The 26,330-nt window shown below is 63.0% G+C and carries 22 protein-coding genes; 16 read left to right on the plus strand and 6 right to left on the minus strand.

Annotated features, from left to right (window positions below):
• Window positions 1–5: 5 nt before the first annotated feature.
• Together AB7951_RS20375 and AB7951_RS20380 are read left to right on the plus strand one after the other, a co-directional pair.
• Window positions 6–587, plus strand: a complete 582-nt coding sequence (locus tag AB7951_RS20375) for an amino acid synthesis family protein (protein ID WP_068738529.1) — start codon at window positions 6–8, stop codon at window positions 585–587.
• A 49-nt stretch (window positions 588–636) separates the two neighbouring features.
• On the plus strand, window positions 637–1,836 hold the full coding sequence (locus AB7951_RS20380) for an amidohydrolase family protein (protein ID WP_120288805.1): 1,200 nt from the start codon (window positions 637–639) through the stop codon (window positions 1,834–1,836).
• Between the two features lie 245 nt (window positions 1,837–2,081).
• Here AB7951_RS20380 and AB7951_RS20385 read toward each other — a convergent pair whose 3' ends face one another.
• Window positions 2,082–3,590, minus strand: a complete 1,509-nt coding sequence (locus AB7951_RS20385) for a 4-hydroxyphenylacetate 3-hydroxylase N-terminal domain-containing protein (protein WP_120288804.1) — start codon at window positions 3,588–3,590, stop codon at window positions 2,082–2,084.
• Between the two features lie 187 nt (window positions 3,591–3,777).
• Between AB7951_RS20385 and AB7951_RS20390 the strand changes: the two genes are divergently transcribed.
• From AB7951_RS20390 to AB7951_RS20415, 6 genes are all read left to right on the plus strand, one after another.
• Window positions 3,778–4,449, plus strand: coding sequence for a MarR family winged helix-turn-helix transcriptional regulator (locus AB7951_RS20390; protein ID WP_158596773.1), 672 nt, complete (start codon window positions 3,778–3,780; stop codon window positions 4,447–4,449).
• Between the two features lie 495 nt (window positions 4,450–4,944).
• Window positions 4,945–6,171 carry an ABC transporter substrate-binding protein gene (locus AB7951_RS20395; RefSeq protein WP_158596772.1) on the plus strand — a complete coding sequence of 409 codons (1,227 nt, stop codon included), beginning with the start codon at window positions 4,945–4,947 and terminating at the stop codon, window positions 6,169–6,171.
• A gap of 89 nt (window positions 6,172–6,260) precedes the next feature.
• Window positions 6,261–7,139, plus strand: a complete 879-nt coding sequence (locus AB7951_RS20400) for a branched-chain amino acid ABC transporter permease (protein WP_068738539.1) — start codon at window positions 6,261–6,263, stop codon at window positions 7,137–7,139.
• Window positions 7,139–7,975 (plus strand): branched-chain amino acid ABC transporter permease, encoded by an 837-nt coding sequence (locus tag AB7951_RS20405; protein ID WP_120288801.1) that lies wholly within the window; start codon window positions 7,139–7,141, stop codon window positions 7,973–7,975. The genes AB7951_RS20400 and AB7951_RS20405 overlap by 1 nt, the downstream gene beginning before the upstream one ends.
• Window positions 7,972–8,724, plus strand: a complete 753-nt coding sequence (locus AB7951_RS20410; RefSeq protein WP_120288800.1) for an ABC transporter ATP-binding protein — start codon at window positions 7,972–7,974, stop codon at window positions 8,722–8,724. Before AB7951_RS20405 ends, AB7951_RS20410 begins: the two co-directional genes overlap by 4 nt.
• On the plus strand, window positions 8,724–9,431 hold the full coding sequence (locus AB7951_RS20415; protein WP_120288799.1) for an ABC transporter ATP-binding protein: 708 nt from the start codon (window positions 8,724–8,726) through the stop codon (window positions 9,429–9,431). Before AB7951_RS20410 ends, AB7951_RS20415 begins: the two co-directional genes overlap by 1 nt.
• 154 nt (window positions 9,432–9,585) lie before the next feature.
• Here AB7951_RS20415 and AB7951_RS20420 read toward each other — a convergent pair whose 3' ends face one another.
• On the minus strand, window positions 9,586–10,701 hold the full coding sequence (locus AB7951_RS20420; protein ID WP_120288798.1) for a DSD1 family PLP-dependent enzyme: 1,116 nt from the start codon (window positions 10,699–10,701) through the stop codon (window positions 9,586–9,588).
• Window positions 10,701–12,167: a dihydropyrimidinase gene (gene hydA, locus AB7951_RS20425; RefSeq protein ID WP_120288797.1), complete on the minus strand. Its 1,467-nt coding sequence runs from the start codon at window positions 12,165–12,167 to the stop codon at window positions 10,701–10,703. The genes AB7951_RS20420 and hydA overlap by 1 nt, the downstream gene beginning before the upstream one ends.
• An 87-nt stretch (window positions 12,168–12,254) precedes the next feature.
• Here hydA and AB7951_RS20430 point away from each other — a divergent pair, with 87 nt between their 5' ends.
• The gene (locus AB7951_RS20430; RefSeq protein ID WP_199712036.1) at window positions 12,255–12,914 is read left to right on the plus strand and encodes an aspartate/glutamate racemase family protein; all 660 of its coding nucleotides are present in this window, start codon (window positions 12,255–12,257) and stop codon (window positions 12,912–12,914) included.
• A gap of 271 nt (window positions 12,915–13,185) precedes the next feature.
• On the opposite strand, the gene AB7951_RS20435 is transcribed toward AB7951_RS20430, so the two are convergent.
• On the minus strand, window positions 13,186–14,115 hold the full coding sequence (locus tag AB7951_RS20435; protein WP_120288796.1) for an N-carbamoyl-D-amino-acid hydrolase: 930 nt from the start codon (window positions 14,113–14,115) through the stop codon (window positions 13,186–13,188).
• A gap of 210 nt (window positions 14,116–14,325) precedes the next feature.
• Here AB7951_RS20435 and AB7951_RS20440 point away from each other — a divergent pair, with 210 nt between their 5' ends.
• The 6 genes from AB7951_RS20440 (at window position 14,326) to AB7951_RS20465 (ending at window position 22,374) form a co-directional block, all read left to right on the plus strand.
• On the plus strand, window positions 14,326–14,868 hold the full coding sequence (locus AB7951_RS20440) for a DUF4142 domain-containing protein (protein WP_120288795.1): 543 nt from the start codon (window positions 14,326–14,328) through the stop codon (window positions 14,866–14,868).
• An 80-nt stretch (window positions 14,869–14,948) separates the two neighbouring features.
• Window positions 14,949–17,066 carry a catalase gene (locus AB7951_RS20445; RefSeq protein ID WP_120288794.1) on the plus strand — a complete coding sequence of 706 codons (2,118 nt, stop codon included), beginning with the start codon at window positions 14,949–14,951 and terminating at the stop codon, window positions 17,064–17,066.
• 226 nt (window positions 17,067–17,292) lie between these two features.
• The gene (locus AB7951_RS20450) at window positions 17,293–18,906 is read left to right on the plus strand and encodes an ABC transporter substrate-binding protein (protein WP_120289217.1); all 1,614 of its coding nucleotides are present in this window, start codon (window positions 17,293–17,295) and stop codon (window positions 18,904–18,906) included.
• 24 nt (window positions 18,907–18,930) lie between these two features.
• The gene (locus tag AB7951_RS20455) at window positions 18,931–19,908 is read left to right on the plus strand and encodes an ABC transporter permease (protein ID WP_120288793.1); all 978 of its coding nucleotides are present in this window, start codon (window positions 18,931–18,933) and stop codon (window positions 19,906–19,908) included.
• Between the two features lie 4 nt (window positions 19,909–19,912).
• Window positions 19,913–20,743, plus strand: a complete 831-nt coding sequence (locus AB7951_RS20460; protein WP_120289215.1) for an ABC transporter permease — start codon at window positions 19,913–19,915, stop codon at window positions 20,741–20,743.
• On the plus strand, window positions 20,740–22,374 hold the full coding sequence (locus AB7951_RS20465; protein ID WP_120288792.1) for an ABC transporter ATP-binding protein: 1,635 nt from the start codon (window positions 20,740–20,742) through the stop codon (window positions 22,372–22,374). Before AB7951_RS20460 ends, AB7951_RS20465 begins: the two co-directional genes overlap by 4 nt.
• Before the next feature lie 135 nt (window positions 22,375–22,509).
• On the opposite strand, the gene AB7951_RS20470 is transcribed toward AB7951_RS20465, so the two are convergent.
• Entirely contained in the window at window positions 22,510–23,814 is a 1,305-nt protein-coding gene (locus AB7951_RS20470) for an NAD(P)/FAD-dependent oxidoreductase (RefSeq protein ID WP_120289213.1), read from the minus strand.
• A 123-nt stretch (window positions 23,815–23,937) separates the two neighbouring features.
• Here AB7951_RS20470 and AB7951_RS20475 point away from each other — a divergent pair, with 123 nt between their 5' ends.
• Window positions 23,938–24,795: a VOC family protein gene (locus AB7951_RS20475; RefSeq protein WP_120288791.1), complete on the plus strand. Its 858-nt coding sequence runs from the start codon at window positions 23,938–23,940 to the stop codon at window positions 24,793–24,795.
• Between the two features lie 152 nt (window positions 24,796–24,947).
• On the opposite strand, the gene AB7951_RS20480 is transcribed toward AB7951_RS20475, so the two are convergent.
• A complete protein-coding gene (locus AB7951_RS20480) occupies window positions 24,948–26,330 on the minus strand; it encodes a M20 family metallopeptidase (protein WP_120288790.1) in 1,383 nt (460 codons plus the stop codon).

Genomic DNA, 26,330 nt, shown 5'->3' on the forward strand with positions numbered 1-26,330 from the left:
ACATCATGAAACTCGATATCAGGCGCCTGCTCTGCTTCACCGACCACAAGGAGGTCGAGGCCGGCCACCGGCACGACCAACCGCTGCGCCGCGTCGCCGCCGTGGCCATCGTCGCCAATCCCTATGCCGGACGCTATGTCGAGGACCTCTCCGAGGCAATTGCCGCCAGTGTCGAGGTCGGCGCCGTGCTGGCCAAGCTCGCCGTCGAGGCGATGGGATCGTACAAGGTGGAAAGCTACGGCAAAGGCGGCGTCGTTGGGCTCGGCGGCGAACTCGAACATGCCAATGCGATGCTGACCACGACTTTCGCCACGCCGCTGCGCGAGGCCGTGGGCGGCGCCGAAGCGTGGATCCCCTCTTTCACCAAGCTCGCCGCCCCCGGCTGCCTGATTGACGTTCCCCTGGCGCACAAGGACGCGCTCTATGTCCGCTCGCATTACGACGGCGTCTCGGTGACGCTGCCACCCGATGCGCCGGCCGCCGATGAAGTCGCGCTGATCGTCTGTCTCGCCAATCGTGGGCGGCTCAATGCGCGGGTCGGCGGGTTGAATGCGAGGGATATCGGCGGCAAGGACGGCTTGCGCTAGGCTGCGGCTTTGTGCGGCCTTGGACGGCCTTGAGATTGCGGAGACGGGTATGAAAACGGCCATCGTCAATATCGGCACCATCGTCACCGGTGATCTCAAGGCGCCGTTCGCCGACGGCGACGGCATCCTGATGCAGGATGGCCGCATCAGCGCGATCGGCACACTGTCGTCGGAGCAGGTCTCATCCGCCGACGTGGTGATCGATGCCGCCGGCACCACGGCGATTCCCGGCCTGATCGACAGCCACGTCCACATCACCTTCGGCGATTACACGCCAAGGCAGCGCGTGGTCGGTTATCTCGAAAGCTACGTGCATGGCGGCACGACGACGTCGATCACGGCATCGGAAGTGCACGTCCCCGGACGCCCCAAGGATCCCGCCGGCGTGAAGGCACTGGCGCTGGCCGCCCGCGCCTGTTTCCTCGACTATCGCCCCGGCGGCATGCGCGTGCATGCCGGCTCGATTATCCTTGAGCCGGGACTGACAGAGGCCGATCTGGAAGAACTGGTCAAAGCGGGTCTGTGGCTCGCCAAGGCCGGCTTCGGCGCATTCGACACGCCATACGACTATGCGCCGCTGATGCAGACGGCGCGTCGACTCGGCATGGTCACCACCATGCATACCGGCGGCTCATCGATCCCCGGCTCATCGGGCATCTGGGCCGAGCACGTGCTGAAATCGAATCCGAGCGTGTCGTTTCACGTCAATGGCGGACCGGTGGCGATGCCGGAAGCCGGCTTTGCACGTCTCGTCAATGAAAGCGACATCGCGCTGCAGCTCTGCACCGCCGGCAATCTGCGCACCGCCCTGCTGACGGCGAAGCTGCTCGACGAAGCCAAACAACCGGAGCGGCTGCTGATCGCGACGGATACGCCGACCGGCAGCGGGATCATGCCGCTCGGCATGTTCTACACCATCAGCCATCTCGCCAGCCTGGGCCACATGCCGCCCGAACAGGCGATCGCGGCGGCGACGGGGAACAATGCAACGGTCTACCGGCTCAACAGCGGATTTCTGAAGACGGGCAAGGATGCCGACGTGGTACTGATCGACGCCTGCGCCGGCGGCTCACAGAACGATGCGTTGTCTGCGCTCGTGAATGGCGACGTGCCGGCAGTGAGCGCCGTGATCACCGACAGCGTGCCGCGCTTTGTCGGCCGCAGCCGCAATACGCCGGCAGGAATGCGGACTGTTCGCGTGGCGGAGACGAGATTGCCGCGGGATTTCTCGGGCGCGGCGGCGCATTGATTGGATTTACGCTGGAGTCGCGACAAGCGCTGCAAGCTCCCTCTCCCCGTTCTGCACGGGGAGAGGGGTGGGGTGAGGGGCAGGGCACAAGACTCGCCGCAATTAATCCCTCGCAGATCGGCACGTTCTCCGAACTGCACACACTGCGCTTGCATTGAACACCGAGAATGGCCCCTCACCCGCCGCGAAGACGCGGCGACCTCTCCCGGTAAAGGACGGGGAGAGGTTAAGGAAGCGACTGCGCTTTAGTTGCTGTCCTTGAACTCCGGCAGATCATACTTCCCCGTCATCTTCTCCGCCATGCCCGCCGCGCGCTCCCAGTCATAGGTGCGGTAGCTGTGGCCGCGGGTGACGAACTGCGCGCCGGCATAGAACATCTCATATTGCAGATGGCGCGAGGCGAATTCGGAGCCGACGGCGTCCCAGGTCAGCTTCAGCAGCTTGACGCGGTCCTGGCCGGACATCGCCGGCGAAATCTGGGTCAGCCCGATAATGTCCGCGATCTCCGGATTGCTGAAGTCATCCACCGACGACGGCAGCATCAGCAGCGCGCCGCCGGCGAGTTCGCGGATGGTCGAGATGATCTGGCCATACATCTCCTGCGACTGCACCTGCGCCGCATAGAGCAGATGCTTGTTCGGCAGGAAATAGTCGCCGCGCATCGCGCCGCCGGCTTCCATGCCGAGCACCATGCCCTCGATCAGCGCGGCCTGCGAGGCCAGCTTGCCGAGCACATCCACCACCGGCGGGAAATTGATGGTGCCGATGGTCTTGGCTATGCCGCGCGCGAGGCCGACCAGAAAACGCAGCTTCACCGACAGGCGGATCTGCGCCTGATAGTTCTGATAGACATGGGCTGGCGTGTCATGGAGCTGGGCGCGGCACATATCGGTGTTGCGCAGCAGGAACACGCGCTCCCACGGCACTTTCACGTCGTCGAAGAACACCAGCGCGTCGTTCTCGTCATAGCGATAGGCCAGCGGGTTGTCGTATTCGTTTGGCGCATGGGCCTCGAACGATTTCCGCGACAGCATCTTGAGGCCCTTGGTGCCCATCGGCAGCGCGCAGGAGAAGGCCAGATGCTCCTCGCCCGGCCGCAGCGGCTGGCCGGAGCCGACGAAGATCTCGTTGGCCATGATGGCTGACGTGGCGAACAGTTTGGCGCCGCGGATGGTGATGCCCGACGCATCCTCGTCGACGATGCGCGCGACCATGTCCTGCGCATTCTTGCCCTGATCGCCGAACGCCTTGGAGCGGTCGCCCTGCACATTGTTGATCACATAGGTCAGGAACAGGTCGCTCTTGCGGGCGTAGTCGTACCAGTCGCGAAACGCCTGTGCGCGTTTCGGGTCGTAATTGTCGAACACCTCGATGCCCATCATCATGCCGGACATGGACGAGGCCACGTGATCGGGCGAGCGGCCAAGGAAGCCGCCGGACAGTTCGGCCCATTCCACCAGCGCCTTGCGGCGCTCGACCAGTTCCGCGTAGCTGGTCGGCAGTTGCCAGGCGCGATTGACCCGGCGGCCGCCTCCGATATCGAAGGTCATGCGTTCGATATTGGCGGGGTCGGCCTGATAGTCATACAGCGCGCCGGCCGAGGCGACCGCATGGCGATAGGCGGGATGGGTCGAGACGTCATCGACCTTCTTGCCGTCGAGATAGACCGCACGACCGTCGCGCACAGCGGCGACATGCTGGGCGCCAGTCTTGACGCGGGCAACTGCCGCCCCGGATCCAAATGCCTTGTTCATCACTCTTCTCCGTCAGCTGCTGCCGGCCGCGTGCCGGTAATCACCATTAATAGCTATCATCCGAAGCTATTTTGAATCCGTTGTCAAGCGGACCTGTGGCATTCGCACACTTGCATCATTCGTCGTGATTGCAATTACCGCGCGAAGCCGCCAAGCTCGGGCAAGTTTTGATACATGGGATCATCACGTGGCCAAATCCGCAGCGCGCTCCACTTCGATCGGCAAATCAGTTGGCAAGGAGATCAGCAAGAAGCCTGCCACAGGCCGGCCGGCGTCCCGCGCCGCATTGACGGTCTCCCGTCCGGAGCTGCTGGTGGACGGTTCGGACGCCCAGTTCCGCCGCCTGGTCCACAGCCTGTTCGGATTTCTTGTCCGCCATCAAACCTTGCGCGAAGGTCACGCCGCCGTCATCGGCCTCGCCGGCATCGAATACACGACCTTGATTTCGATCCGGCATCTGTCGGCGCAAGGCGACGTCCATGTGCGCGCCGTCGCCGATCACCTGCATCTGAGCGGCGCCTTCGTCACCACCGTGACCAACAAGCTCGAAACCAAAGGGCTGATCACCAAGACCTCACACACCGGCGACCGCCGCCGCATCAGCCTCGTGGTGACGCCGCATGGCGCCGAATTGCTGGAGCGGCTCGCGCCGACTCAGGCGCAGGTCAACGACGTGCAGTTCGGTTGCCTCGGCACCCGGGAATTCCACCAGTTGCTGGACATGGTGCAGCGGCTTGTCGATTCCAGCGACCGCGCCATTGCGTTGCAGCGTTATCTGGCCGACACCAATGTGAAGCAGCTCTCGCCCGAGGCCCAATCGATCGCCGTCGCCAAGCGCGGCAAGCCGCGCAAGGGTTAACGGCCCGCGCTGCGACAAATCGGCCCTCCGGGCCACGGCGATCGTAGGATGGGTAGAGCGTCTTCGCGAAACCCATCATACCCCTGTTTGCCGCTGATGGGTTTCGCAAGGGCTCTACCCATCCTACGGATTACTGCGACAAAACGGCACCGGGGGAGCGTAGCCCCTTCCCGCCCAAGGGCGACGCGGGAATCAGCCGCGACGCGCCCGCAACACCAAACACCCGTGAAACAGGCAATTGCGCGCATTCCCGCCAGCTTCGAATTGCTGCATTTCCAGGCCGCACTGCCGCATAAATTAGCTTCTTAAGAGAACTATTTTATAAAGATACTCAGAATGACGATTGTCAAAGCCTGAAATTTATTGGACGATCCGACCAACGCTGTCATTCCGCTGTCACAGCCGGCGATGGCACATGGCGTGCATAGAAATCTTTATCTGGATTATGCTGCGGATCACTGCAGCAAAAGCATCAGCAGAAGAGGACGATCGTCGATGTCACGGATCAAATCGAATTTGCCGCGCGTATTGGGCACAGTTGCCGCCGTCACGTTCTCCGCCATGGTTGGCGGTCAGGCATGGGCGCAGGAAATCGCCATCGGCGCGGTGGTGCCGAGCTCCGGTCCGTTCGCCGAGTGGGGCCGCAGCAACACCGTGACGCTGAAGATGCTGGAACAGCAGACCAACGATGCCGGCGGCATCAATGGCGCGAAGCTGAAGATCACCATTCTCGACGACGCCGCCAAGCCGGCGCAGGCCGCAAGCTCGCTGCGCAAACTGGCCGGCGACGAGAAGGTTCTTGCCGTGGCCGGCCCGCTGACCTCAAGCGCCGCCGAAGTGACCTTCCCCGTCGCCAATGAAATGAAGGTGGTCTCCACCTCGCAGGCCTCCTCGAAGCCGGGCGTGGCGAAGCTCAATCGTCCGTGGGCTTTCCGCAACACCATCGACGAAGGCGTGCTCGCCAAGACCACCGTGCCTTTCTACAAGAAGGCCTTCAACATCAAGACAGTCGCCGTGATCTTCGACGCCAAGGACGCCACGGCTTCCACCGTCGGCAAGGTGATCATGCCGGCCGTGCTGAAGGCCAATGACATCATCGTTGCCAACGAGAACGATCTGCTGTCGTTCAACACTGGCGACCTCGACGTGTCCGCACAGGTCACCAAGCTGAAGGCCCTCAACCCCGACGGCGTCGTTGTCAGCGCCGATTACAGCCAGGCCATTACCGTGCTGCGCGAAATGAAGCGCCAGGGTCTGATCAAGCCGGTGGTCGGCGCCACCCAGCTGATCTCGTCAGCGATTCTCAAGGCTGCGCCGGAAATCCCGGTGATCGCGCCCGCGACCTTCTACGCCACCATGACAGGCCCGGCACCGGAGAAGTTCACGGCCACCCTGACGCCGCTGCTGCGCAAGGAATCGGGCCTGCCGAAGGACATCGAGCCCTCGATGTATGACGCCAACATCTACGAGATCGTCTCGATGTATATCGACGCGATCAAGAAGACTGGCGTCACCGGCAAGCCGACCGATCTCGAAGCCGACCGCACCAAGATCCGCGATCACCTTGCCAAGCTCGAAGGCTTCGCCGGTCTCGGCGGCCCGATCGGCTTCAATGACGACGGCGACGCGATCAAGGCCTTCTATGTGCTGCAGGGCCAGAACGGCGCCTGGGACACCAAGGTCAAGGGCTGCAGCTCGGCGCCCGGTCACCCGGCCTGCTGATCTCTCACATGATCCACGCCGCTGCGGCCGGGAAGTCCTCCCGGCCGCAGTCATGATGACGACCACCTGATTTAACGATTGCGATTCCCATGCTGATACAGCAACTCGTCAACGGCCTGACGCTCGGAGCGGTCTATACGCTGCTGGCGCTGTCGTTCTCGCTCGTGATGGGCATTCTCGGCATTCTCAATCTCGCGATTGCCGAACTCTTCATGATCGGCGGCTATCTCGGCTTCACGCTGATCACCGCAGGCTTCCCGCTTCCGGTCGCCGTGCTCGGCGGCATGCTCGGCGCAGCCGTGATCGCCATCGCCATCGAGAAGATCGGCTACCAGCCGCTGCGCGACGCACCGCTGGTGACGCCGATGCTGTCGACGCTGGGTTTCTCGATCATCCTGCAGAACGTCGCCACCAACATCTGGGGCTCGGATCCTGCCCAGCTCCCCGACGAGTATTTCGGCAAGCAATATGCGCTCGGCCCGGTCAATATCGGCGAGATGCAGCTCATCGTGCTCGTCGCCACCGTCGTGCTGGTCGCGCTGGTTGCCTATATCGTGCAGAAGACCCCGATGGGCCGCGCGCTGCGCGCCGTCGCCGAGAACCGCGAAGTCGCAAGAATTCTTGGTGTCTCTGCTGACCGCCTGACCATGCTGGCCTTCATCCTGTCGGGCTCGCTCGCCGGCGTCGCAGGCGTATTGATCGCGCTGCATTACGGCACCATCACGCCCTATCTCGGCGTCGAGATCGGCCTCAAGGCGATCGCCGTGATGGTGATCGGCGGCACGCGCCAGATCTGGGGCGCGCTGGTCGCGGGTCCCTTGATCGGCATCGCCGAAGTGCTGACCGTCGCTTACGGCGGCTCGCAGGTGCGCGACTTCGTCGTCTACGGCTTCATGATTTTGATTTTGTTGCTGCGTCCGCAGGGCCTGCTCGGCGGCGCGCGATCCGATCAGGGGCAGCGCGTCTGATGTCGACCTATTATGCAAGCCTGCTCGCCGAGTCCGGCATCCTCCTACTTGGCGCACTCAGCGTCTATATCATCCTCGCCACCGGCCAGCTCTCGCTCGGCAATGGCGCCTTCATGGGAATCGGCGCGTATCTGTCGTCATACCTCACCGTCGCGCTGAACGTGCCGCTGACCCTCGCCCTGGTGATCTCGGCCATCGCCGCCGGCATCATCGGCGCCATCGTTGCCTTCCCGGCGCTACGCCTGAAAGGCATCTATCTCGCCATGGCCACCGTCGGTTTCGGCGAAATGGTGCGCAGCTTCTTCCTCAATTTCGACGCCATGGGCGGCTCCGGCGGCTATCGCGGCATGCAGCACATCTCGGTCGGCTATGTCTGGCTATGGGCCGGCGGCATCCTGATCGCCGTGATGCTGCTGGAGCGCTCACGCGTCTGGCTGGAAATGCAGGCGGTGCATGATGATGAGACGGCCGCGGGCCTGATCGGACTCAACACCACCGTGACCAAGATCGGCGCCTTCGGCGTCGGAGCCGCCGTGGCCGCCGTCTCCGGCGGATTGTTCGCTCATCACAACGTCTATATCGAGCCGGCCAATTTCGGCTTCGATCGCTCGATCGAATTCGTGCTGGCCGTGATCCTCGGCGGCTCCACTGTCGGACCGGGCTCGCTGGTCGGCTCTCTCCTTCTGGTGTTCCTGCCTGAATTCCTGCGTCCGATCGCCGACTGGCGCCTCGCTGCCTTCGGCACGCTGCTGATCGTCGTGCTGCTGGTACGGCGTCAAGGCATTCTCGATCGTTCGCTGATCCGCACACTGACCTTCCGGAGGGCCGCGGCATGAGCACGCCCCTGCTTCAACTCACCGGCGTCACCAAGACGTTCGGCGGCATCCATGCGCTGTCCGGCATGGTCTGCGAAGTGCCGGAAGGCAAGATCGTCGGCGTGATCGGCCCGAACGGCGCCGGCAAGACGACTTTGTTCAACACCATCACCGGCGCCTATCGCGCCGATGCCGGCGAAGTGAAACTCAAGGGCGTCGACGTCACGGAGTGGCCGTCCTATCGCATCGTGCGCGAGGGCATCGCCCGTACCTTCCAGAACATCCGGCTGTTCGGCAGCATGACGGTCTGGGAGCATCTGCTGGTGGCGCAGCCGCATAGCGAAAGCGCGTGGCGGCGTCTGCTGCCGATCGCCTGGGCCAATCCGGCGGCGCAGGAACGCGCCGAGGAAGTGATGGCGTTCTTCGGTCTCACCGAACTGCGCGATCGCCCGGCGAAATCGCTGCCCTACGGCATCCAGCGCAAGGTGGAGATGGCACGCGCCGTCACCGCCAAGCCGAAGCTGCTGCTGCTGGATGAACCCGTGGCCGGCATGAACCACGACGAGGCCGAGGAGATCCGCGCGCTGATGATCCGCTTGCGCGACACCGGCCTCACCATTCTCCTGATCGAACACGACATGAATTTCGTGATGCGGCTCTGCGACTATCTCTATGTCCTCGATTTCGGCGTGCTGATCGCCGAAGGCAAACCCGAGGAAGTGCGCGCCAATCCTGTCGTCCTCGACGCCTATCTCGGAAAGGACGACTGATGCTCACCATCCGAGGCTTGCAGGTCCGCTACGGCGCCATCACCGCCGTGCGCGGCGTCGATCTCGACATCAAGCAGGGCGAGATCGTCGCGCTGCTCGGCGCCAATGGCGCCGGCAAGAGCACGATTGCGCGGTCCATTGCAGGACTGCTGCCATTCCAGGGCGACATCACCTATCAGGGCGAGAAGCTCGTGCCGAATGCGGCCGAAAAGAACCTCCGCCGCGGCATCGCGCTGGTGCCGGAAGGCCGCGGCATTCTGGCGCGCATGACGGTCTATGAAAATCTGCTGATGGGTATCTACACCCGTCCGGACAAGAGCGAGGCGATGGCCGATGTCGGCCGGATGCTGGAACGCTTCCCGATCCTCGGCAAGCGCCGTGACGGTCTTGCCAGTCTTCTCTCCGGCGGCGAACAGCAGATGCTGGCCATCGGGCGGGCACTGCTGGCGAAGCCGAAGCTGCTGCTGCTCGACGAGCCCTCGCTCGGTCTCGCGCCTCTGATGACCGATACGCTGTTCAAGATGATCGCGCAATTCCGCGACGAAGGCCTGACCGTACTGCTGGTGGAGCAGAAGGCGCGCCAGACGCTGAAGATCGTCGACCGGGCCTATCTGCTGGAAACCGGCCGCGTCGTGACCTCAGGCACGGCGCAGGCGCTGATCAATGACCCGACGGTCTCGGATGCGTTTTTGGGTGGGACACATTGACACTCAGTTGTCGTCCCCGCGCAGGCGGGGACCCATAGCCTCCAGCGATCTGGTCGAAACACGACCGCTGCTTCTATGCCGCTTCTCTTACACTGACCGTGGATATGGGTCCCCGCCTTCGCGGGGACGACAGCGGAGAGGTCGTCGCGTTCAACTACGCCCCATACCGCGCCAGCACCGGCCAGGTCTCCACGCCGTTATTATGCCCGACCACGTGATAGTCCGCGTGCAAATTTACCGTGGGATCGCAATGCGTGGTCAGCAGCAATACGCGGCTACCGAGTTTCGGCGCTTCCGCGCCTGATGGCATCGTGATCATGCCATGTTCGTCGCCGCCGAAGCGATAGGTCGACCCTTCCGGCACACCTAACATCAGCGACGGCACCGGGCCGTTGAAGGCCATCGCCTTGACGCCGGCATCCACGGTGAATTCGCCGGCACGATTCACCGAGGTGACCGTGGCGAGAATGAACAGACTTGGATCGTAAGGCAGCGCGCCACCCTCGTGCTCCAACTTGCCGTAGTCAGAATCCATGAACACGTAGGAACCGACCTGCAACTCGGTGAAAGTGCCCGTTGCATCATAGGCACAAGCTCCAGTGCCACTGCCGGTGACGATCTCCGCCTTGATGCCGGCTTCCGTCAGCACATGCAGATGCTCGTCGAGCATGGCGCGCACGCGCGCAGCACCTGCCCTGCGCTCCTGCGAGTCGATCACGTGCTGCACATGCCCCGCAAAACCCTGGATGCCGCCGAATGTCATGCCCGGCGTGGCTTCGATCAGTTGCGCGAGCGCGAGTGTCGATACCGTATCGACCACACCGGTGCGGCGCTGGCCGACATCGATATCGATCAGCACCTGCAGCGGACGACTGCCCGCATCGAGCAACTCGTGCAGCACGTGAACCTGGTCGGCGTGATCGACGACGATGCTGATGTCGCTGTGATCCGCGACAGCGGCCAGACGCGCGAGCTTCGGCCGGTCGGCGACCGGCGTGGTGAGCAGCAGACCTGTGATACCAGCCTGCGCAAAGGCCTCGATCTCGGCCACCGTCGCGCAGGAAATGCCGACGGCACCGGCCTCGATCTGCAACTGTGCGATGCGTGTGGACTTGTGGGTCTTGGCATGCGGGCGAAGCGCAACGCCGTTCGCTTTGGCGAAGTCGGCCATGGCCGTGATGTTGCGCTGAAGAGCAGACGCATCCAGCACCAGCGCAGGCGTCTGGATATCCGCAAAAGCCGGCAGATTGGGATCGAGCATGTTTGGCATCACAGCAACTTCGCGCCGAAGTTCTTCGCCGGGTCCATTTCGGCAGCGAGTCTGCCTGACGGCGTCGCGGCCTTGCCGCCCTCGCGCAGCATCAGGCGTCCCTCGCCCGGCTTGCTGTTGAACGCATCGCCATCGACCAGCACGCGGCCGCGCAGCAGGACCTTCTCGGGCCAGCCGGTCACGGTGCGGCTGGAGAACGGCGAGAAGCCGGTGAGATCGTGCATCATCTCGTCCGTCAGCGTCACCTTGCGGACGGGATCCCAGACCGCGATATCGGCATCGTTGCCGATGGCGATCGAGCCCTTCTTCGGCAGATTGTAGATCTGCGCCGGCGCGGTCGATGTCAGCTCGACGAATTTCGACAGGCCGAGGCGTCCTTTCGACACCATCGCGTCGAACAGCAGTGGCAGGCGCACTTCGAGGCCCGGCAGACCGTTGGCGACCTGCTTGAAGGTCGGATTCGGGCCGGCGCGCAGCTTGCCGGTCTCGTCATAGCGATACGGCGCGTGGTCCGACGAGATCAGTTGCAGATCGCCGAGGGCTAGCGCGTGCCACAGCGCCTCCTGATCGTCTGACGTGCGCGCCGGCGGGCTGCACATCCATTTCGCGCCCTCGGCGCCGGGCTTGTCCATGTCCTCGGCGGTCAAGAACAGATATTGCGGGCAGGTCTCGGCAAAAATCTTGACGCCGCGGCCGCGCGCCTCGCGGATCACGGCGGCGCCTTCGCGTGTCGAGACGTGGAAGATCATCACCGGCTGATCGAGCAATTCGCTGAACGCAATCAGCCGCGTGAAGGCTTCGGATTCCGACACGCGCGCATGGCTGACAGCGTGATATTTCGGCGCCGTATAGCCCTTGTCGATCAGGCGCTTCACCATCCAGGCGATGACGCCGTGGTTCTCGGCGTGAACGCAGACCAGCGCTTTGGCTTCGCGCGCTGCGGCGAGGATATCCAGCAACTTCTCGTCGTCGACCTTGAGCCGGTCATAGGTCATGAAAATCTTGATCGAGGAATGGCCTTCCCTGACCAGCGCCGGAATATCCTCGGCAATGACCTTGTCGGTGACGTCGGAGACGATGATGTGGAAGGCGTAGTCGATCATCGCGCCCTTCTTCGCCAGCGCCGTATAGTCGGTGACGACCTCCTGCACATCCATGCCGACATGCTGGGCGGCGAAGGAAATCACGCTGGTGGTGCCGCCGAACGCCGCCGAGCGTGTCGCGCTCTCGAAAGTATCGGCATTCATGATGCCCGCGGCGGAGAGCTGTTCGATATGGGCATGGGCATCGACGCCGCCGGGCAGAACCAGCTTGCCTGTTGCATCGATCTCCGTCTTGCCGGCCGCAAGCCCACTGCCCAAAGCCACGATGGTCTCACCGGCAATACCGACATCGGCGGCAAATACATCGCTCGATGTGGCGACGGTGCCACCGCGGATTACGAGATCGTAGACGGGATCGGACAAGGGCAGAACTCCAGATATGCGAACAATTTACAGGCTTTGACGGTGCGCACTTTCCGGTAATACTGCTGTCCTGACAAGGAGCCGAATATGCAGCCCCGCAAGAAGATTCTGGTGGTCAATCCGAACAGCAATCCGCAGGTGACGCGCAACCTCGCGGAGGCGTTGCAACCGGTGATGTTCGAGGCCGGGCCCGAGATCGAATGCGTCACGCTGGCGGAAGGACCATTGGGCGTGCAGACGCAGGCAGATCTCGAAAGCGTCACGATACCGCTGAGCCGGCTGGTGGCCGCGGACAATTCCGCCGATGCCTTCGTCATCGCCTGCTATTCCGATCCCGGCCTGCACGTTTGCCGCGAGGCGACGCAGCGCCCGGTCTTCGGCATCGCCGAATCCGGCGTGCTGACCGCGTTATCGCGCGGCGACCGCTTCGGCGTCATCGCGGTGGCGCAGGGCTCGATCGGCCGGCACATGCGTTATCTGCGCCAGATGTGCCTGATGGATCGCTTCGCCGGCGAACGTCCGCTCAACATGACCGTGGCGGAAGCTGCCTCCGGCGACGACACGCTGGCGCGCATGATCAAGGTCGGTCGCCAGTTGAAGGACGAGGACGGCGCCAATGCCGTGGTCATGGGCTGCGCGGGCATGTCGCGTCATCGCAGCGCGCTTGAGGATGCGCTCGGCATTCCGGTGATCGATCCGACCCAGGCTGCGGTGAGCATGGCCATCGGCACGGTGATGTTTCAGTAGCGGATTTCACTCCGGCGGGAATGCGCTCCCTCGCCCCGCACTGCGCGGGGAGAGGGTCGGGGTGAGGGGCGAGGCACGAACTCAGCCTTAACTCTACAGCAAGCGAACTGCTCGACGATCGACACGAGAATCCGACATTAACGCGACTGCGGTGAACCGCCCCTCACCCGCCGCGAAGACGCGGCGACCTCTCCCCGCCTAGCGAAGCTTCGCTTCGCCCGGGAGCGGGGAGAGGTTAGGTCTGCGTCACCTCAGCCAAAGAGCGATTCACTTACTCCGGCGGCAACACCACGCCCGTCTGGCTGGTGATCCGGCCATAGTGCTCGATGCGGCGGTGACGCTTGAAGTCGAAGATGGTGTCCTTGCCGAATTTCGTGTCGTCGAGATCGACGGTGCAAACCAGCAGCTCATCGCCTTCGGTCTTGGCTTCGGCGAGAATGACGCCATTGGGATCGACGATCAGCGAACCGCCGATCAGGGGATGACCGTCTTCATCGCCGGCCTTGGCGACGGCGACCACGAAGGTCGAGTTCTGATAGGCGCCGGCCTGCACCGACAGGCGATTGTGGAACAGGCGCTGCTCCGGGCCCTCGACCGACTTCTGCGAATTCACCGACGGCGTGTTGTAGCCGAGCACGATCATCTCGACTCCCTGCAGGCCCATCACGCGATAGGATTCCGGCCAGCGGCGATCGTTGCACACCATCATGCCGAAGATGCCGCCCAGCGCGCGGAACACGGGAAAGCCAAGGTCGCCCGGTTCGAAATAACGCTTTTCCAGATGCTGGAACGCACGCTCGGTGTCGAATTCGACATGTCCGGGCAGATGCACCTTGCGATATTTGCCGACGATCTTGCCGGTCTTGTCGGTGAGGATCTGGGTGTTGAAGTGATGGCCGTCGGGCGTCAGTTCGGCGTAGCCGATTGACAGCGCGATACCGGCCTTGGCGGCGGCGTCGAACAGCGGCTGCGTCGCAGCGTTCGGCATTTCCGACTCGAACCAGGTGTCGACCTCCTTCTGGTCGGTCATGTACCAGCGCGGGAAGAAGGTGGTCAGCGCCAGTTCCGGATAGACGACGAGGTCGGCGCCCTTCCCCTTGGCTTCGTCCAGCAGCGCCAGCATGCGCTTGACCACGGCCTCGCGGCTTTCGGCTTTCTGAATTGGGCCCAATTGGGCGGCGGCGACGGTAAGCTTACGCATAAAATTATCCGGGTTCGGGTTGCGTGCGGTTTGTACCAGAACCGAAAGCAATGATCGAGCCAACACGAGGCCCTTCCGGCCCGGCTGGGACCGGGCGGCCCAGACAGGCCTGATCGGGGCCTTCGCCCCCGACTCATTTGGTCCGGAACACAACACGATTGATCCGGTTGTGCTGACATCTGATGCCCTCGTCCAAACATTGGAAAAATCATGAAACGCCGCACCCTTATTGCTGCGAGCCTGTTGCTCGTGTCCTCCGCCCTCGCCCCAGCCGTTTACGCGCAGTCCGTCGGCGAAAAGACGGGAGTCAATTCCGTTCTCGGTGTCAGCCCAAGCACCCCTGATTTCGTCAAGCAGGTCGCGATCAGCGACATGTTCGAGATCCAGTCCAACACGCTGGCGGAAAGCAAGGGAAATGCCGCCGAGAAATCCTTTGCAGCCATGATGGTGAAAGATCACACCAAGACCAGCACCGAGCTGAAGGCGATGGTCAGCAGCGGCAAGGTTAAGGCCGAACTTCCGGCAGCGCTCGACAGCGCGCATCAAAGTAAGCTCGACAAGTTGAAGGAACAAAGCGGCGCTGACTTCAGCAAGAACTTCAATTCGGTCCAGCTCGACGCCCACAAGGACGCGGTTGATCTGTTCGAGCGCTACGCCAAAAGCGGCGACAATACCGAATTGAAGGACTGGGCCGGAAAGACGCTGCCGGCGCTGAAGCATCACCTCGAAATGGCGCAGAACCTCAGCAAGTAGCGCCTGCCCAACGCCGAACTCCCTGAGGCCCGCGAACGCAATCGCGGGCCCTTCTCCCGGTAACTTCTGCGAGACATCCCATGGCCAAATCATCAATGCCCAAAAGCGGCACCACCAATGCAACGATTCACGATCAGACGCTCATTCGCGGTGAAGGCGGCGAACTCCATCAGATCGCCGGACCAGATGACGCGTTGCTGACGACGGCCCAGGGCGGCCCGGTTTTCGACGATCAAAACTCGCTCAAGGCCGGATCGCGCGGACCGACATTGCTCGAGGATTTTCACTTTCGTGAAAAGATCTTCCATTTCGATCACGAACGGATTCCCGAACGCGTGGTCCATGCACGCGGTTATGCCGCGCATGGCTTCTTCGAAAATTACGATTCACTGGCCAAGCATACCCGCGCAGATCTGTTTCAGCGCGCAGGCGAGCGAACCCCCGCCTTCGTTCGATTCTCGACGGTCGCGGGCAGCAAGGGCTCGTTCGACCTCGCACGCGACGTGCGCGGCTTTGCCGTCAAAATCTATACCCAAGAGGGCAACTGGGACCTGGTCGGCAACAACATCCCGGTGTTCTTCATCCAGGATGCAATCAAGTTTCCCGATCTGGTCCATGCCGTGAAGGAAGAGCCCGACAGCGCCTTCCCTCAGGCGCAGTCGGCGCATGACAACTTCTGGGATTTCATTTCGCTGACGCCCGAAAGCATGCACATGGTCATGTGGCAGATGTCGGACCGAACGATTCCCCGCTCTTTCCGCTTCATGGAGGGGTTCGGCGTCCATACGTTCCGCTTCGTAAATGCCAAGGACGAATCGACCTTCGTCAAATTCCACTGGAAGCCGAAGCTCGGTCTGCAATCGGTGCTGTGGAACGAGGCCGTCAAGATCAACGGCGCCGATCCGGATTTTCATCGCCGCGACTTGTGGAGCGCTATCCAGTCCGGCGACTATCCCGAATGGGAGCTGCGGGTGCAGCTATTCAACAACGAGTTTGCTGACAAATTCGATTTCGACGTGCTCGATCCCACCAAGATCATCCCCGAAGAACTCGTGCCCCCGATCGCTATCGGCCGTCTGGTGCTGGACCGCATGCCGGACAATTTCTTTGCTGAGACCGAGCAGGTCGCGTTCATGACGCAGAATGTTCCGCCCGGCATCGACTTCACCAATGACCCGCTGCTGCAAGGCCGCAACTTCTCCTATCTGGATACACAGCTGAAGCGGCTCGGCAGTCCGAACTTCACCCATATCCCGATCAATGCTCCGAAATGTCCGTTCGGACATTTCCAGCAGGACGGGCACATGGCCATGCGCAACCCGGTCGGTCGCGTCAACTACCAGCCGAATTCGTTCGGCGTAGGCCCGCGCGAATCAACCGCCAAAGGCTTCAAGACATTTGCTGACATAGAGCAAGGCGCGAAGCGTCGGCTGCGCGCGGAGAGCTTTGCGGATCACTACAGCCAGGCACGGCAGTTCTTCATCAGCCAGACCAGGGGCGAGCAACACCATATTGCCGCAGCGCTGACTTTCGAATTGAGCAAAGTGAAGACACCGGTGATCCGCGAGCGCATGGTCGCGCATCTCCTGAACATCGATGAAGGACTGGCCAACAGGGTCGGCACCATGCTGGGTCTTCCGACGATGCCGAAGCCTGCTGACGCGGCGATGCCCGCGCGGCAGGATCTGGCGGAGTCGCCAGCGCTCAGCATTGTCGCAAATGGCCCGCAGCGTTTCGAGGGCCGCAAGCTCGGCATCCTCGTCACCGACGGGGTCGATGCCAAACTGCTTGCCGCCCTGCAAGGCGCGGTGACGGAGGCCGGCGCAACATACGAGATCATTGCGCCAAAGGTGAACGGCGTTGAAGCCAGCGATGGCAGCCTGGTCGCCGCCGACCAGATGATCGATGGTGGCCCGTCCGTTCTCTATGACGCAGTGGCCTTGCTCCCGGCGGAAGCCGGAATCGACGACCTCCTGCAGGAGTCGACCGCCCGCGACTTCGTCACCGACGCCTTTACCCACTGCAAGTTTATCGGCCATTCCGAGGCCGCCGAGCGGTTGTTCGCCAAGGTGGGAATCGCGGACGACCTCGATGAAGGCGTCGTTGCGCTGGGCAACGCCGACGACGTGGCGGGCTTCATGGACAAGCTGGCCAAGCTGCGGCTCTGGAGCCGCGAACCGAGCGTCAAGATGCGCTGAAGCGTGCAGTTGCCCGCCCTGTGTGCGGGCCGGCATAACTTTTGAGCAAAGCTTTCAGATCGAAGCAATGGCGCGGCATTTTATGCTGCGCCATTGCCATGTCTTGCAAGAATTCTCTGAGCCGCCGCAGCATTAGGGAATGACTTGGCCGCCGGTTATGCCCTAGGTTGCGCGGGCTATGCGCTGGTTCCATCTGCGCAGGCACGACGCAGGAGACTTCGACACCATGACCCGCCTGGAAATGACCCGCCGCACGGCGCTGCTGACATCCGCCGCCATTGCCGCCAATGTCGCGAACCCGCTGCGCGCCTTCGCGCAGGAAACGCCCCGCAAGGGCGGCGTGTTCAATGTCCATTACGGTGCAGAACAGCGTCAGCTCAACCCCAGCATTCAGGCCTCTACTGGCGTCTACATCATCGGCGGCAAGATCCAGGAAGCACTGGTCGATCTCGACGCCAATGGCCAGCCGATCGGCGTGCTCGCGGAGAGCTGGGAATCCACACCGGACGGCAAGACCATCACCTTCAAGTTGCGTAAGGGCGTGACCTGGCACGACGGCAAGCCGTTCACCTCGGCCGACGTCCAATTCACCGCCATGAACATGTGGAAGAAGATCCTCAATTACGGATCGACCCTGCAGCTGTTCCTCACCGCGGTGGAAACGCCGGACGCGCAGACCGCGATCTTCAAATATGAGCGGCCGATGCCGCTCGGCCTGCTGCTGCGCGCGCTGCCGGATCTCGGCTACATCTCCGCCAAGCACCTCTATGAGGGCAGCAGCGACATCCGCCAGAACCCCACCAACCTCGCCCCGGTCGGCACCGGCCCCTTCAAATTCGTCAAATACGAGCGCGGCCAATACATCATCGCCGAGCGCAACGAGAACTACTGGCGCCCGAACGCCCCCTATCTCGACCGTATCGTCTGGAAGGTCGTCACCGACCGCGCCGCGGCCGCCGCCCAGATGGAAGCCGGCGACATCCAGTACAGCCCGTTCACCGGTCTCACGATTTCCGACACGGCACGGCTGAGCAAGGACAAGCGCTTCATCGTCTCCACCAAGGGCAATGAAGGCAACGCGCGCACCAACACCATCGAGTTCAATTTCCGCCGCAAGGAGCTCGCGGACATCCGCGTTCGCCGCGCCATCGCGCATGCGATCAACGTGCCGTTCTTCATCGAGAACTTCCTCGGCGATTTCGCCAAGCTCGGCACCGGCCCGATCCCCTCGGTCTCCACCGACTTCTATCCGGGCCCGGACACGCCGCAATATGCCTATGACAAGAAAAAGGCGATCGCGCTGCTCGACGAGGCCGGCTTCAAGCCCGGCGCCGGCGGCACCCGGTTCTCGCTGCGCCTGCTGCCCGCTCCCTGGGGCGAGGACATCTCGCTATGGGCGACTTTCATCCAGCAGTCGCTGGGCGAAGTCGGCATTCCCGTCGAGATCGTCCGCAACGACGGCGGCGGCTTCCTGAAGCAGGTCTATGACGACCATGCCTTCGACCTCTCAACCGGCTGGCACCAGTATCGCAACGACCCTGCGGTCTCGACCACGGTCTGGTATCGTTCCGGCCAACCGAAGGGCGCGCCCTGGACCAACCAGTGGGACTGGAAGAACGACGCCATCGACAAGGTGATCGACGACGCGGCCACCGAAATCGATCCGGTCAAGCGCAAGGCGCTTTATGCGACCTTCGTCAAGGACGCCAACACCGAACTGCCGGTGTGGATGCCGATCGAACAGATCTTCGTCACGGTGATCACGGCCAAGGCGCGTAACCATTCCAACACGCCGCGCTGGGGATCGTCGAGCTGGCACGATCTTTGGCTTTCCGCCTGAGCCAAACTTCGCCACAATAGCCAGATGCGCATCCTGAGCCTTGCGGGGCGGCGGCTCGCCGCCTCGATACCCACACTATTCCTGATCCTGATCGGCGTGTTCCTGCTGCTGCAATTCGCACCGGGAGACACCGTCGATGCCATGATGGCGCAGATGGGCGGCGGCGATGCCGCGACCGCCCGCGAGCTGCGCAAGTTCTATGGGCTCGACCTTTCGATCCCGATGCAACTCGGCAACTATCTGTGGCGGCTGATCCGGCTCGATCTCGGTTTCTCCTCGATCTACGGCAAGCCGGTCGCCACCGTCATCCTCGAGCGGCTGCCGCCGACGATCCTCTTGATGACCGCGTCGCTGTCCTTTGCGTTTTTCTTCGGCCTGCTGCTTGGTGTCATCGCTGCACGCGGCGTCAACAAGTGGCCGGACACACTGATCTCCACCCTAGGCCTCGTCTTCTACGCTACGCCGTCGTTCTGGTTCGGTCTGATGGCCATCGTGGTGTTCTCGATCTATCTGCAATGGCTGCCGGCCGGCGGCTTCGAGGATATCGGCGCCGTACAGACCGGATTTGGCCGCACCATCGATATCGCGCTGCATCTGATCCTGCCGACCTTGACGCTGGGCCTGATCTTCCTCGCGATCTATCTGCGCATCATGCGCGCCTCGATGCTGGAAGTGCTCAATCTCGATTTCGTCCGCACCGCACGTGCCAAGGGACTCGACGAGACCCGCGTGGTGGCCAAACATGTGCTGCGCAATGCGCTGCTGCCGATGGTGACGCTGATCGGTCTGCAGGCCGGCACCATGCTCGGCGGTTCGGTCGTGGTGGAGAGCGTGTTCTCTTTGCCCGGTCTGGGGCGCTTGGCCTACGAGTCCGTCGTGCAGCGCGATCTCAACACGCTGCTCGGCATCGTCTTCGTCTCGGCGCTGCTCGTGATCCTGGTGAACTTCCTCGTCGACCTTCTCTATGCCCGGCTCGATCCGCGCATCCAGGCGGAGACGTGAGATGATGGACGCGATCAAGCGCTATTTCCGCAGCCCGGCCGCCGTCGTCGGCCTGCTGCTCCTGCTGGTGGTCATCGTGATGGCCATCACCGCGAGCTGGATCTATCCGCGCGATCCGCTGGCGCTGGCTGGTCGGCCGCTGATCTGGCCGTTCTCCAATCCGCGCTTCCTATTGGGCACCGATAATTCCGGCCGCGATATCGCCGCGCAGATTTTCTACGGCGCGCGCATCTCGCTGCTGATCGGCGGCGTCGCGACTGTTATCGCCGTCGTTATCGGCGTGCTGATCGGCGCCTTTGCCGGCTATTATGGCGGCTGGGTCGATACCGTGCTGATGCGCATCACCGAAGCATTCCAGACGCTGCCGAATTTCGTGCTGCTCTTGGTGCTGGTCGCCGTGTTCGGCTCGACCATCACCACCGTCACCATCGCCGTGGGCATCGTCTCATGGCCGGCACCGGCGCGATTGACGCGCGCCGAATTCATGTCGCTGCGCAGCCGTGAATTCGTCCAGGCCGGGCGGACGCTGGGTATGAAGGACATTCAACTGATCCTCGGCGAGATCCTGCCCAATGCGCTACCGCCGGTCATCGTCTATGCCAGCGTGGTGATGGCCCTTTCGATCCTGCTGGAAAGCGCGCTGGCCTTCCTGCGGCTGTCCGATCCCAATGTGGCGTCATGGGGCAACCTCATCGGCCTCGGCCGCGACGTGCTGCGCGTGCAGTGGTATGTCTCGGCGATCCCCGGCATCGCCATCCTGCTCACCGTGCTCGCGGTGTCGCTGGTCGGCCAGGGCCTCAATGACGCGCTCAATCCGAGACTGAAAAGCCGATGAGCGCCGTGGACAATCCGATCCTCACCATCGACGGCCTCAGCGTGAAGCTGCCCAAAGGCGCCGATCGCTCACACGCGCTTGGCGGCGTCTCCATGGCGATTTCCGCCAATGAGATCGTCTGCGTGGTCGGCGAGTCCGGCTCCGGCAAGTCTGTCATGGCCAACGCCATCATGCGGCTGCTGCCCGGCGAAGTCGCGATCGATGGCGGCCGCGTGCTGTTCGAGGGCAAGGATCTCGCCAGCGCGTCGAATACCGAGATGCGCAAGGTGCGCGGCGCCGGGATCGCGATGATCTTCCAGGAGCCGATGACGGCGCTTAATCCGCTGCGCACCATCGGCGACCAGATCGGCGAGATGTTCGAGATCCATACCGATCTCTCGAAGGCCGACATCAAGGCGCGCGTGCTGGCTTTGCTGCAAGACGTGCACATTCCGGATCCTGCCCAGGCCGCACGCGCCTATCCGCACGAACTCTCCGGCGGCCAGCGCCAGCGCGCGATGATCGCCATGGCGCTGGCGCTCGATCCGCGCCTCCTGATCGCCGACGAGCCGACCACCGCGCTTGACGTCACCACACAGGCGCAAATCCTGAAACTGATCAAGGAATTGCAGAGCCGCAGGAATACCGCGGTGCTGTTCATCACCCACGATTTTGGGGTGGTCGCCGAGATCGCCGACAGGGTCGTGGTGATGCAGCACGGCAATGTGGTCGAACAAGGCGCGGTCAAGGACGTGCTGACCAATCCCCAGCATCCCTATACGCAACAGCTGATCGCCGCGGTGCCACCGCTGACGGCGCCGCCGCCGCGCGCACTGTCCGACGACGTCATCCTGACGCTCGACAACGTGTCGAAGACCTATCGCAACGGCGGCTTCCTCGGCCGCGGCGTGCGTGTGACCCATGCCGTGAAGTCCGTCTCGCTGAAACTGCCGCGTGGTGCGACGCTGGGCATTGTCGGCGAGTCAGGTTCGGGCAAATCGACGCTGGCGCGCTGCATTATCAGGCTGATCGATCCCGATGGGGGATCGATCGTGCTGGAAGGCAAGGACTGGGCGAAGCTCACGCGCGACGAGGTACGCCGCGAGACCAAGCACATCCAAATGGTGTTTCAGGACCCGTTCGCTTCGCTGAACCCGCGCCGCAAAGCCGGCGACCTCGTGGCGCAGGGTCCGATCGTACACGGTACGCCGCGTGCGCAGGCAGTGGCACAGGCGAAGGAGCTGTTCCGACTGGTCGGCCTCGATCCTTCCGCGATCGATCGCTTCCCGCACGAATTCTCCGGCGGCCAACGCCAGCGCATCGGCCTCGCACGTGCGCTCGCGCTGAAGCCCGACGTGCTGGTGGCCGACGAGGCTGTCTCGGCGCTCGACGTCTCGGTGCAGGCGCAGGTGCTGAAGATGTTGCATGAATTGCGCGAGCGGCTTGGGCTCTCCATCGTCTTCATCACGCACGATCTGCGCGTTGCCGCGCAGATCTGTGATCTCGTCGCTGTGATGAAGGACGGCGAAGTCGTCGAGCACGGACTGGCCGGCGAAGTGTTCGGCAATCCGCAGCATGCCTATACGCAGGCCCTGCTGGCTTCGATCCCCGGCGGCGACTTTGCGCGCAGCCGGAAGCCGGTGACTGTGTAGCTCCATCCCTCATGGTGAGGAGCGCGCACTTGCGCGCGTCTCGAACCATGAGATGGCTAGGTTCCGAGCTCGCGCCCATCCTTCGAGACGCCGCTGCGCGGCTCCTCAGGATGAGGGCTAAGTGTGTGGCGTACGCTAAGCCATCTCCTTCGCATCGCGCCGCCGATAGACCAGCAGCATGAACGGCGCTAGCAGGCGCATCAGCCCGTGGGCTACGATCGGCACCGGCTCGGAAAACGGCAGCGCCAGTTCGCTCTCCGGCACGCCGCGCACCACCTTCGAGAATTCATCGCCGAGCGCCACCGACAGTGCGACACCGCGGCCGTTGCAGCCGGTCCAGCCATAGGCATTGGGCCCGAGCCTGTGCATGCGCGGCAGGAAGTCTGTGGTCATGCCGACATAGCCGTTCCAGACATAGTCGAACTGGACATCGCCGATCTGCGGCCAGAGTCGTTTCAACCGCTCGGCCACCATGACTTTCAGCCGCTCCGTCTTGTCGCCGAGCCCGACCACATTGCCGCCAGTGACCAGACGATTGCGCGCGTCGTAGCGCGCGAAATACAGTTCGCCATGCGTATCCGACATCGACTGCCGGCCCGGGATGATGGTCTTGCGCGCCTCGTCCGACAGCGGCTGCGTCGCCATCTGCCATGACAGCACCGGCATCACCTCATTGGCGATGCCCGGAGAGAGCTGCTTGGAGAATTCGCCGGTATAGGCATTGGTGGCGACGATCAGGCTGCGCGCGCGAACCTCGCCGTTCTTAGTCTTGACGATCCAGCGATCGCCCTTGCGCTCATAACTCTCCACCGGCGAGCGCGCATAGATGCGGCCGCCCTGCTCCAGCACCACACGCGCAAGGCCGCGCGCCAGCGCCAGCGGATTGATATGGCCGCCGGTCTTGTTCCAGAAGCCGCCGAACCATGCATCGGAGCCGAGCAGCGTGCGCATCTGCTCGCGTGACAGCAGCTCCACCGGCGCGCCGTGCTTGGACCACTGCCGCACGCGGCGCTCCGCGATCTTGATGCGGCCCGGCGAATGCACCGGCTGGATCCAGCCATTTTGTTCAGCCTCGGCCTGGATCTGATAGCGGCGCGTGAGATCGAACAGGATCGAGGCGCTGTCGCGGATCAGTCCGACGAGACGTTCCCCAGCCGCGCCATAGCGCTTGATGATGTCTTCGGGATCGGGCCGCGACAGCGTCGGGATCACCTGGCCGTTATTGCGCCCCGACGCACCCCAGCCGGGCTCCATCGCCTCGACAACGGCGACATCGACACCGGCTTCGCGCAAATGCAGCGCCGTCGAGAGCCCCGTGAAGCCGCCGCCGATGACGACCACATCGGCTTCGACCGGGCCTCTCAGTTCCGGCAAATCAGGACCGGGAGGCGTGACGCCGGCCCAGAGCGACTTCGGCCAGGGCACAGTTGCGGTATCCATCGTCACGCCTTTCTGCAGCATCAATCATGCATTGCGCCGCGCAACCGAACATAACCGTTCTCTTGCGGCACCCCTGCATTCTGCATAGTTTACGCGCCTGATCCATTGCAAGGTAATGAGCACGTGACGCTGAAAAACATCGTTGGAATCGACCACGCCGTGGTCGTCGTGAAAGACCTCGACGCTGCTGCCGCGAACTGGAAGAGCCTGGGCTTTACGGTGTCGCCGCGCGGCACCCACAGCGCCAAGATGGGCTCCGGCAATTACACCATGATGCTCGGCCCGGACTATGTGGAGCTGCTGGGCGTTCTCAACGAGACCGAGCACAATGCGCCGACGCGGGCGTTTCTCGCCAAGCGCGGCGACGGCATCGAGCGCATCGCCTTCACCACCACCGACGCCGCCGTGGGCGCCGAGGAAATCCGCGCACGCGGCTACACGCCGATCGGCCCGACCGATTTCGAACGTCCGGTGACGATGCCGGACGGCAGCCTGAGCGCGGCGAAATTCGCCACCTATCAGTGGCCTTATGAGGAAGCGCCCGGCGGCCTCCGCATCTTCGCCTGCCAGCACAAGACCCGCGAGACCGTGTGGATTCCCGAGCTGCAGGTGCATGCCAATACGGCGAAGCGCCTGAAGAAGGTGTTCATCGTCACGCCGGAGCCGGAGACAGACGCGCAGCATATGGCGAAGCTGATCGACGGATCGACGAAGACGGAAGCCGATGGCGCCGTGACTGTGCCGTCGGGCGGCGACCGCGCGGACTTCGTGTTCGTCACCAAGGACGTGCTTGCGAAACACTTCCCCGGCACATCGCTCGCGGGCATTCCGGAGCGCGGCGGCATTTCGCTGGTGTTCGGCGTGGCTGATATTGCAGCGGCCGAAAAAGCTGTGGGTTCAGCCGGGAGCCGCAGCGATATCGGCGTCGTCGTGCCGCCGAGCAAGGGCAATGGCGTGCTGCTGGCGTTTGTGAAGGATTGAGAGGGCGCACTGCCCCTCCTCGTCATCCCCGGGCTTGACCCGGGGATCCATCTTTTTGAAGATGACGGGTGCGAAAGATGGATGGCCGGGTCAAGCCCGGCCATGACAGCGTAAAGCACGAGCACCATTGCTCATCGTTACTATGGCAACGATTACGCCCGCACCGGCGCCTCACCTAAATCCCAGAACAAACCCGCCATGATGTTCAACGCTTGTTCCGTCACCGGCAGGAGAATGTGTTCATCCGGCGCGTGCTGCGAGCAGCCGGGATAGGAATGCGGCACCCACACAGTGGGGAGCCCCAGAATATCCGTGAACACGTCATTCGGCAGCGAGCCGCCGAAATTCGGTAGCAGCGCCGGCGCGCTACCCGCGGTCTTGCGAACAGAGTCAACGGCCCAGCCCACCCAGGGATTGTCGATATCGGTGCGCGACGCCGAAAAATATTGCGACTGGCTCACCTTGATATCAGCGAAGCCGTTTTCAGCGAGATGCTTCTGTATGGCCGGCACGACATTCTCGATATCGGTGCCAACCACGAAGCGCAGCTGCAGCACCGCGCTTGCCTTGCCGGGAATGGCATTGGCCGGATTGTTGATATTGCCGGCATTGATCGCCAGCACTTCCAGCGTATTCCAGGCATAGAGCCGTTCCGCCGGCGACAAGCCGTCTTCGCCCCAATTCTCCGACAGAGCCGGTTCATCGGCAGACGGCGCGACGATCACATCGGCAAGGGCTGCCCGCACCTGGTTGGAAATGCGCGGCGGCTTCAATGCGTCCAGCAGGATGCGGCCGTTCCTGTCGACCAGCGTCGCTATCGCCGAAGCGAGGATCGTCGCGGGATTAGCGAGCAGTCCGCCCCAGTTGCCGGAGTGATGCGCGCCGTCGCGCAATTCGATATCGAGATGGATGCGGCGACCGCCGCGGCAGCCGAGAAAGATCGTCGGCCGCTCGGCCGAGAGCCGCGGGCCATCGGAGGCGAGGAACAGATCGGCCTTCAGAGCGTCGCGATGAGCTTCACACACTTTCGGCAGATCGGGTGAGCCGATCTCTTCGCCCATCTCGATGATGAACTTGGCATTGAAGCCGAGCCGGCCGCCGCGCGCTTCATGCACGGCGCGGAGTGCGGCGATGTTGATGGCGTGCTGGCCTTTATTGTCGGCGGTGCCGCGGCCATAGACGCGCTCGCCAACACTCGTGCAGCGCCACGGATCGAGCCCGTCGCGCCATTCGCCTTCCATGCCGGGGACCACATCGCCATGGCCATACATCAGCACGGTCGGCAGATCGTCGCTCTCATGATAGGTCGCGAGCAGATGGGGCCCGCGCCCCGATGGCGACGGGATGATGTCAGTCGTAAAGCCGAGCGCCGTGAAAGTCGGCGTCAGTTCCTGCTCGAGATAGGCGCGCAGATCGTCGGCGCGCTTGTCGCTCTGGCTCTCGGTCTTGTAGCCCACCATGCGATCGAGCGTGGCGAGGAAATCCCCCGACGTGAACTGCGCGTTGACCCGCGCGATGGCATCAATCCGTGTCAT

The organism is Tardiphaga sp. 285_C5_N1_2, assembly GCF_052076065.1.
Taxonomy (GTDB): Bacteria; Pseudomonadota; Alphaproteobacteria; order Rhizobiales; family Xanthobacteraceae; genus Tardiphaga; species Tardiphaga robiniae.

What these genes read in the sequence shown, in the direction of transcription:
- AB7951_RS20375 (WP_068738529.1), top strand. Translation starts at nt 6, where the DNA reads ATGAAACTCGATATCAGGCGCCTGCTCTGCTTCACCGACCACAAGGAG.
- AB7951_RS20380 (WP_120288805.1), top strand. Translation starts at nt 637, where the DNA reads ATGAAAACGGCCATCGTCAATATCGGCACCATCGTCACCGGTGATCTC.
- AB7951_RS20385 (WP_120288804.1), bottom strand. Translation starts at nt 3,590, where the DNA reads ATGAACAAGGCATTTGGATCCGGGGCGGCAGTTGCCCGCGTCAAGACT.
- AB7951_RS20395 (WP_158596772.1), top strand. Translation starts at nt 4,945, where the DNA reads ATGTCACGGATCAAATCGAATTTGCCGCGCGTATTGGGCACAGTTGCC.
- AB7951_RS20400 (WP_068738539.1), top strand. Translation starts at nt 6,261, where the DNA reads ATGCTGATACAGCAACTCGTCAACGGCCTGACGCTCGGAGCGGTCTAT.
- AB7951_RS20405 (WP_120288801.1), top strand. Translation starts at nt 7,139, where the DNA reads ATGTCGACCTATTATGCAAGCCTGCTCGCCGAGTCCGGCATCCTCCTA.
- AB7951_RS20410 (WP_120288800.1), top strand. Translation starts at nt 7,972, where the DNA reads ATGAGCACGCCCCTGCTTCAACTCACCGGCGTCACCAAGACGTTCGGC.
- AB7951_RS20415 (WP_120288799.1), top strand. Translation starts at nt 8,724, where the DNA reads ATGCTCACCATCCGAGGCTTGCAGGTCCGCTACGGCGCCATCACCGCC.
- AB7951_RS20420 (WP_120288798.1), bottom strand. Translation starts at nt 10,701, where the DNA reads ATGCCAAACATGCTCGATCCCAATCTGCCGGCTTTTGCGGATATCCAG.
- AB7951_RS20430 (WP_199712036.1), top strand. Translation starts at nt 12,255, where the DNA reads ATGCAGCCCCGCAAGAAGATTCTGGTGGTCAATCCGAACAGCAATCCG.
- AB7951_RS20435 (WP_120288796.1), bottom strand. Translation starts at nt 14,115, where the DNA reads ATGCGTAAGCTTACCGTCGCCGCCGCCCAATTGGGCCCAATTCAGAAA.
- AB7951_RS20440 (WP_120288795.1), top strand. Translation starts at nt 14,326, where the DNA reads ATGAAACGCCGCACCCTTATTGCTGCGAGCCTGTTGCTCGTGTCCTCC.
- AB7951_RS20445 (WP_120288794.1), top strand. Translation starts at nt 14,949, where the DNA reads ATGGCCAAATCATCAATGCCCAAAAGCGGCACCACCAATGCAACGATT.
- AB7951_RS20450 (WP_120289217.1), top strand. Translation starts at nt 17,293, where the DNA reads ATGACCCGCCTGGAAATGACCCGCCGCACGGCGCTGCTGACATCCGCC.
- AB7951_RS20455 (WP_120288793.1), top strand. Translation starts at nt 18,931, where the DNA reads ATGCGCATCCTGAGCCTTGCGGGGCGGCGGCTCGCCGCCTCGATACCC.
- AB7951_RS20460 (WP_120289215.1), top strand. Translation starts at nt 19,913, where the DNA reads ATGGACGCGATCAAGCGCTATTTCCGCAGCCCGGCCGCCGTCGTCGGC.
- AB7951_RS20465 (WP_120288792.1), top strand. Translation starts at nt 20,740, where the DNA reads ATGAGCGCCGTGGACAATCCGATCCTCACCATCGACGGCCTCAGCGTG.
- AB7951_RS20470 (WP_120289213.1), bottom strand. Translation starts at nt 23,814, where the DNA reads ATGGATACCGCAACTGTGCCCTGGCCGAAGTCGCTCTGGGCCGGCGTC.
- AB7951_RS20480 (WP_120288790.1), bottom strand. Translation starts at nt 26,330, where the DNA reads ATGACACGGATTGATGCCATCGCGCGGGTCAACGCGCAGTTCACGTCG.